Genomic DNA, 7,020 nt, shown 5'->3' on the forward strand with positions numbered 1-7,020 from the left:
CCTCGGAGGGGGCCGGGCCGCTCTGTCACACCGTCACGCCGTCGGCGGGATCAGTGGAAGAAGTGCCGCGCACCGGTGAAGTACATGGTCACGCCGGCCTCGGCGGCCGCCGCGACGACCTCCTCGTCGCGGATCGAGCCACCGGGCTGGACGATCGCCTTGACGCCGGCCGCGATCAGGATCGCCGGGCCGTCCGCGAACGGGAAGAAGGCGTCCGAGGCCGCGTAGGCGCCCTTGGCGCGCTCGCCGGCCCGCTCGACCGCGAGCTTGCAGGAGTCCACCCGGTTGACCTGGCCCATGCCGACGCCGACCGAGGCGCCGTCCTTGGCCAGCAGGATCGCGTTGGACTTGACGGCCCGGCAGGCCCGCCAGGCGAAGGCCAGCTCGGCCAGCTCCTCCGCGGTCAGCGCCTCACCGGTGGCGAGGGTCCAGTTCGCCGGGTCGTCGCCCTCGGCGTGCACCCGGTCCGCGTCCTGGAGCAGCACGCCGCCGGAGATCGGGCGCACCTCCTGGCGGTTGGCCGGGGCCTCGGGGGCGAGCAGCACCCGCAGGTTCTTCTTGCGGGTGAGCACCTCCAGGGCGCCCTCCTCGTAGCCGGGGGCCACGACGACCTCGGTGAAGATCGGGGCGATCTGCTCGGCCAGCGCGACGGTGACCGGGCGGTTGACGGCGATCACGCCGCCGTACGCGGAGACCGGGTCGCACTCGTGCGCCTTGCGGTGCGCCTCGGCGACGTCGGCGCCGGTCGCGATGCCGCACGGGTTGGCGTGCTTGATGATCGCGACGGCCGGCTCGGTGTGGTCGTAGGCGGCGCGGCGGGCGGCGTCGGTGTCGACGTAGTTGTTGTACGACATCTCCTTGCCGTGCAGCTGCTGCGCGCCGGCCAGACCGCCGGTGCCGTCGCTGTACAGCGCGGCGCCCTGGTGCGGGTTCTCGCCGTAGCGCAGCACGTTCTGCCGCTCCCAGGTCGCGCCCAGGAACTCGGGGAAGCCCGCGGCGGAGCCGCTGATGTTCGCAGTGTCGCTCGGCGCGTAGCCGGCCTCGAACCAGGAGGCGACGGCCACGTCGTACGCGGCGGTGTGGGCGAACGCGGCACCGGCCAGGCGCTTGCGGGTGGCCAGGTCGAAGCCGCCCTCCCGCACCGCCTTCAGCACGTCGCCGTAGCGGGCCGGGTCGACCACGACGGCCACCGACGGGTGGTTCTTGGCGGCGGCGCGGACCATGCTCGGGCCGCCGATGTCGATCTGCTCGACGCACTCGTCCGGGGTGGCGCCGGAGGCGACGGTGGCCTTGAACGGGTAGAGGTTCACGACGACCAGGTCGAAGGGCTCGACGCCCAGCTCGGCCAGCTGCGCGCGGTGCGACTCCAGCCGCAGGTCGGCCAGCACGCCGGCGTGCACGCGGGGGTGCAGCGTCTTCACGCGCCCGTCCAGGCACTCCGGGAAGCCGGTCAGCTCGGAGACCTCGGTCACCGGGACACCGGCGGCGGCGATCCGGCCGGCGGTGGAGCCGGTGGAGACGATGGAGACCCCGGCGGCGTGCAGGCCCTGGGCCAGCTCCTCCAGACCGGTCTTGTCGTACACGCTGATCAGCGCACGACGGATCGGACGGACGTTCTCGGAGACAGGGGGGGTGGTGGAGCTGGCACTCATGCCGGGATCCATACCTTTCGGTCCTCGATGCGGTGACCTTCGCGGGCCAGCCGGCCCACGACGTCGACGAGCAGCTTTCGCTCGACAGTCTTGATGCGCTCGTGCAGCGCTTCGCCGCCATCGGCGTGGTCGGCGTCGACGACCTCGACGACGCCCTGCGCGATGATCGGCCCGGTGTCCACGCCGGAGTCGACCAGGTGGACGGTGCAGCCGGTGACCTTCACCCCGTACGCGAGCGCGTCGGTGACGCCGTGGGCGCCGGGGAAGGCGGGCAGCAGTGCGGGGTGGGTGTTGACGATCCGCCCGGCGAAGGCGGTGATGAACTCGGGGCCGAGGATCTTCATGAAGCCGGCCGTGACCACCAGGTCCGGCTGGTACTCGGCGACGGAAGCGGTCAGCGCGCGGTCCCAGGCGGCCCGGTCCGGGTGGTCCTTCACCCGGTGGACGAAGGTCGGCAGGCCTGCCTTCTCGGCGCGCTCCAGGCCGACGATCCCGTCCCGGTCCGCGCCGACGGCGAGGATCTCGGCTCCGTAGGCCGGATCGGCGACGGCGTCGATCAGCGCCTGCAGGTTGGTGCCGGAGCCGGAGACCAGCACCACCAGGCGGGCCGGTCCGGGCGTACGGGGCGGGAAGTGCTGGGCGGGGGCGGCGGCCACTGCGCGTTTCTCCGTAGGTCGGGCGCCGTCCGCTGGTACGTCCACCGGCGGTGGGGCCACTACGAACGGCAGGTCGAGCGAGGGGGAACTCCGGGGAAACCCGCCGCGACGCGGGCCCCGGGGAACCTCTGTGGGCTGCTGACCGTCACCACGATAACGGCTGGTCGGACGGCCTCCGCACCCTCCCGGCGGCGCTACGCGCGTAGTTGAGACGGGGATCTCCTCCGGCCCACCGCACCGGAGTTGCCCCGGCCCGCAACGGCCCGCGGCCCCGCGGCACGGGCCGCCGCCGACCCGACGGACGGCTGCGGGATCATTGGGGCGCGGGAGACCGCTCCGACGCGAGAACCTCCGAACGAGCTCCGACCGAGAAGGAATGGCTGAACCCATGAGCAGCGGCGACGACACCGGCGAGCGCAACCCCTTCGCGCCGCCGCCGGCGGATGCCCCGGACCAGCCGTGGCAGCCGCGCAGCCCCTGGGCCGGCGGAGGCCACGGATCCGACGGGCAGGGGGGCTCCGACGGCCAGGGCGGCGAGCGCCCCCAGCTGCCGCCGCCGTGGGGCCCCGGCGGCGACGGCCGCCCCGGTCAGCGGCCGCCGGCCCCGCAGCCGCCCCGGCTCGACCTCGCCGATCCGGCCCACCGCAAGGCCCGCAACGCCGCGCTGGCCGGGCCGTTCGCACTCGTCTGCCTGTTCGCGGGGTTCCACTGGATCGCCCTGCTGGCCGGGGCGCTCGGCATCGTCTGGGGCGTCGGCGCGCTGCGGGACCGGCGGCCCGCCCCGGCCGCCACCGCGGTCGCCGGGCCGGGTGGACCGGTCCCCGCGGCCCCGGCACCGAACCCGCTCACCCCGGCCGCGCTCGCCGGCATCCTGACCGGCGCGATGACCATCGTGGTCGCCACCTCGGTGATCGGCCTCGGGTACCACTACCGCGACTACGTCACCTGCGTCCAGGACTCGCTGACCACCGTCGGCGCCCAGAACTGCGACCGGTACGCGCCGCAGTGGTACGTGGACTTCACCGGGAGCGCCGAGTAGCCGGACCGCCGGATCCGCTCAGACGTCCGGGTCCCATTCGTCGGGGCCCGGCTCGTCGGCGGTGCGGACGCCCGGTCCGGAAAGCCGCGCCACGAGGGCGTTCGTACCGGCGCGCAGCTCCAGCACGCCCCGGCGGACCCGCCGCGTGAGCCGGGCGCACACGCCCCCGCCGTCCGCCGGGCCCAGCACGCGGTACCGCACCAGCAGCGCGCCGGGAACGGCGACCAGCGCGATCCAGCCCGCCGCCGCCGGGCCCGACCACGGCACCGGCCCCACCCAGGCCAGCCGCATCCCGGCCAGCGCCCCGCCGGAGAGCCATCCCAGCACCGCCGTCCCGGCCCCGACCGACAGCGCCGCCGCCAGCGCGGCCACCACCGTCGCGGCCGGCGGCCAGGGCTCGGGCCGCGGCCCGGACCCGGCGGCCGGAAGCCGTCGGCCCGCCGCCGCTCGGCCCAGCAGCACCGCCGGCACCACCCCGGCCAGCAGCGGCAGCGCCAGCGCCGCGAGCCGCCAGCCACCCGGTCCGTCCGCCGGCAGCAGGGCGAACAGCGGGAACTCGGGCACCGGGCCCAGCACCGTACCGGCCGGCGACACCACCGTCCCGGCGCCCACCGCGAAGCCGGGACCCAGCGCGTACGCCGCGCCCCACAGCACCGCGTTCGGCAGCAGCGCCACCGCGAGCAGCAGCAGCCCCGACAGCGCGGCGGACCCGCCCCCCAGCAGAGCCATCCCCCGCCCGCCGCCGGCCACCGCGTCCAGCACCGCCGAGAACACCACCAGCAGTCCGCCCGCCGCGACCAGCCCGGCCCCGGCCGCCAGCGTCGCGGCCCGCACCACCGGCCCGCCGCCGGCCGGACGGTACGGCGGCGGGAGCCGGTCCAGCAGGGAGTCGGCCGGTACGTCGGGGACGGTCACCGAGCGGGCTCCGGCAGCCGTCGCCAGGCCCGCCACCAGCGCCACCACCAGGACGTCCAGCAGTACCCGGCTGCGGAACAGCCCGGCGCCCGCGCAGTGCAGCGCCACCGCGACGGCCACCACGCAGTACCCTGCCCACACCGCCACCGGACCGCCCCAGCGCGAGCGCAGCCCGCGCCGCGCCGCCACCCCGGCGCCCACCCGGTAGAGCCGGACCACGGCCAGGGCGCCGAGCAGCAGCGGAGTGACGGTCAGCGGGGCGTCCGCCGCCCCGCGCAGCACCGGCGCGCCGTGGCCCAGCAGCCAGAGCACCCCCGCCAACCGGGTGACGGCGGCCGCGCCGCCGTCCGCGTACGGCGTCACCACCCAGAGCCCGAGCACCGGCACCCCGACCGCCGCCAGGCCGACCAGCGCCGTCCGCACTCCCGTCAACAGGTCGGCCAGTGCGGGTCGCCCGCCCAACTCGCCGGGCGACTCAAGGATCGGACGGCCCATCAGCTGCGTCATGCGCCACATGGTGCCAAGGCGACTCGCCATGCTCCGTGAAGCGCCAAACCGCCGACGTGTCCCAGATTATTGGCTTATGCGCATTTTCAGACCCCACCCCCAAGCCGCCGGTGCCCCGGCCCGGAGCGTCTGATGACCACGCCACCCACCGCCGACTCCCCCACCCCGGAGCGCCACCGCAAGCGCGCCCACGCCGCAGCCGAAGCGGTCCACCCGCCGCGGAAACTGACCCCACGTGAGGCCCAGACCCTGGCCCACCTCGCGGCCGGCCACGACCTCCCCCGCACTGCCGCCGCCTTCGGTGTCACCCCCACCACCGCCCGCAGCTACCTCCAGCGCGCCCTGCGCAAGCTCGGCACCCGCACCGAGGCGGAGGCCCTCGCCCTGCTGGCCGACGCGCTGCCGCACCCCTCGGGCCCCTGCCCGACCGGGCGCCCGGCGGACTTCGCCGGCCTCGACCCGGCCGGCCCTGGACCGGCCTCGGCTGCCCCCGGTCCCGTACCGGCAGCACTGGCAGCCGCCGGGAAGCCCGCCCCGGGAGCCTCCGACGGCACTCGGCGGGCGGCCCCGGGCGAGCGCGCGCGAGTGGCCGCCCGGCCCACGCGGGACGTGAACGGCGGTGCGGTCCCCGAGACTCCGGCCGGGAAGCCGCGCCAGGTCACCGGCATTCCGCCGGCCACCAGGAAGTGCGCCGCCCCGAGGCGCGCGCAGGACCGGCGCACGCCCGTCGACCAGCCGGAACACGCCATCACACCCCCGGCGTGCCAGGCCGCACCGGCGGCGGGCGGCGGGCAGCGCCGGCCGTCCGACGCGGGCCGCGAGTCGGTGGCCCCCGCAGGCCCCGCGCAGGCTCGGCCGGAGAGCACCGCGAACGCGGGCGGTGGCAGTGGCCCGGCAGCCCCCGCCGGCACGGCCGGCGGCACGACCGCCGGCCGTGGCGGCACACCGCCCCGGGCCCCGGCCACGAAGGGAACGGACGGCAGGCACACGCAGCCCGTCGACCCCGACCGGGCCCGGCAGACCCGGTCCGCGCAGGAGGAAGGCGACACCACCGCCTCACCCGCGGCACACGCCCAGGATCCGGCCGACCGCGACCGCGCCACGCCCCCGGCCGCCGGCCCCGGCCGGGCGGCGTTGGCCGCCGCCGCTCCCGCGGGTGCGGACGACGACCTCGACGCGGAGCCGCCGGCGGTGAGCTTCGAGGAGCTCTACGAGACCGCGCACACCCGCCTGGTGCAGCAGGTGTTCCTGCTGACCGCCTGCCGGTACCGGGCGGTGCACTGTGTGCGGCGGGCGTTCGGGGAGGCCCGGCGGCACTGGGGCACGGTGGTCGCCTCGGGGAGCCCCGAGGGGTGGGTACGGGTGCGCGCCTGCGAGCTGGCGCTGTCCCCGTGGCACCGGGGCGGGGCCCGGCGGGCGCGCGTGTGGGGGCTGCCGTACCGGCGGATCAAGGTGCGTCCGGCCGACGAGGCGCAGGCGGTGCTGCCGGACCACGACCGGCTGACCGACCGGGACCGGGCGCTGCTGAAGGCGCTCAAGCAGCTGTCCCGGCCGCAGCGCCGGGCACTGGTGCTGCACGACGGGCTGGGGCTGCCGGCCGCGGCGGTCTCGGTGGAGGCGGAGTCCACGCAGGCGGCGGCCGAGGGACGGGTGTGGGCCGCCCGTACGGCGCTGGCGCAGTGGGTGCCGGAGCTGGTCGGGCCGGACCCGGCGGCACCGGGCTTCGCGGACGGGCTGAGCGGGCTGCTGCACCGGGCGGCGGTGCGCGGCTGCCCGGAGCCCCACCGCACGCCGGTGCCGGTGCTGCGGGCCCGGCACCGGCTCCGTACGGCGAGCCGGACGGGCGCGGCGGCGCTGCTGACGGTCGCGGTGGGCGGGGCGACGCTGGCGACCCTGACGGGGGTGCGCCCGGCGGTGCTGTTCCGGTCGACCACCCCGCCGAAGCCCGCACTGTGCCTGCCCGCGACCGGGGCGCAGGCGGCGGCACCGGGCGTGCCGCTGCTGCCCGGCGGGGCGCCGAACGGCATCACCAGCATCTGGTGCAGTCCGGCGCCCGGCCTGGAGGCCGTCCTGGTGGAGCCGCACCCGCAGGCGGCCGCGCGCTGGGGGCTGCCGGCGGCGGGCCGGATCGGCGCTCCCCCGCCGCAGGGCCCGGTGGCCTGTCGGCCGTGGTCGCCACTGCCCTGCACGACGGGGCCGAGCGGGCACTGAACGCACCGGAGACGACGAGCGCCCCCGCCCGGGGAGGGCG

At 77.1% G+C, this 7,020-nt stretch carries 5 protein-coding genes; 2 read left to right on the forward strand and 3 right to left on the reverse strand.

Annotated elements, in window-relative coordinates:
- Positions 1-50: 50 nt before the first annotated feature.
- Both purH and purN read right to left on the reverse strand, forming a co-directional pair.
- On the reverse strand, positions 51-1,652 hold the full coding sequence (gene purH, locus ACFU7Y_RS36665) for a bifunctional phosphoribosylaminoimidazolecarboxamide formyltransferase/IMP cyclohydrolase (RefSeq protein WP_224282300.1): 1,602 nt from the start codon (positions 1,650-1,652) through the stop codon (positions 51-53).
- Positions 1,649-2,308, reverse strand: a complete 660-nt coding sequence (gene purN / locus ACFU7Y_RS36670; protein WP_224282299.1) for a phosphoribosylglycinamide formyltransferase — start codon at positions 2,306-2,308, stop codon at positions 1,649-1,651. Before purN ends, purH begins: the two co-directional genes overlap by 4 nt.
- 388 nt (positions 2,309-2,696) lie before the next feature.
- Between purN and ACFU7Y_RS36675 the strand changes: the two genes are divergently transcribed.
- Entirely contained in the window at positions 2,697-3,347 is a 651-nt protein-coding gene (locus ACFU7Y_RS36675; RefSeq protein ID WP_380770948.1) for a hypothetical protein, read from the forward strand.
- 18 nt (positions 3,348-3,365) lie between these two features.
- On the opposite strand, the gene ACFU7Y_RS36680 is transcribed toward ACFU7Y_RS36675, so the two are convergent.
- Positions 3,366-4,769 (reverse strand): DUF6350 family protein, encoded by a 1,404-nt coding sequence (locus tag ACFU7Y_RS36680; protein ID WP_380770949.1) that lies wholly within the window; start codon positions 4,767-4,769, stop codon positions 3,366-3,368.
- A 132-nt stretch (positions 4,770-4,901) separates the two neighbouring features.
- Here ACFU7Y_RS36680 and ACFU7Y_RS36685 point away from each other — a divergent pair, with 132 nt between their 5' ends.
- Positions 4,902-6,980 carry a hypothetical protein gene (locus tag ACFU7Y_RS36685; protein WP_380770950.1) on the forward strand — a complete coding sequence of 693 codons (2,079 nt, stop codon included), beginning with the start codon at positions 4,902-4,904 and terminating at the stop codon, positions 6,978-6,980.
- Positions 6,981-7,020: the final 40 nt, after the last annotated feature.

Origin of the sequence: Kitasatospora sp. NPDC057542 (assembly GCF_042801945.1) — a bacterium.
Lineage (GTDB): Bacteria > Actinomycetota > Actinomycetes > Streptomycetales > Streptomycetaceae > Kitasatospora.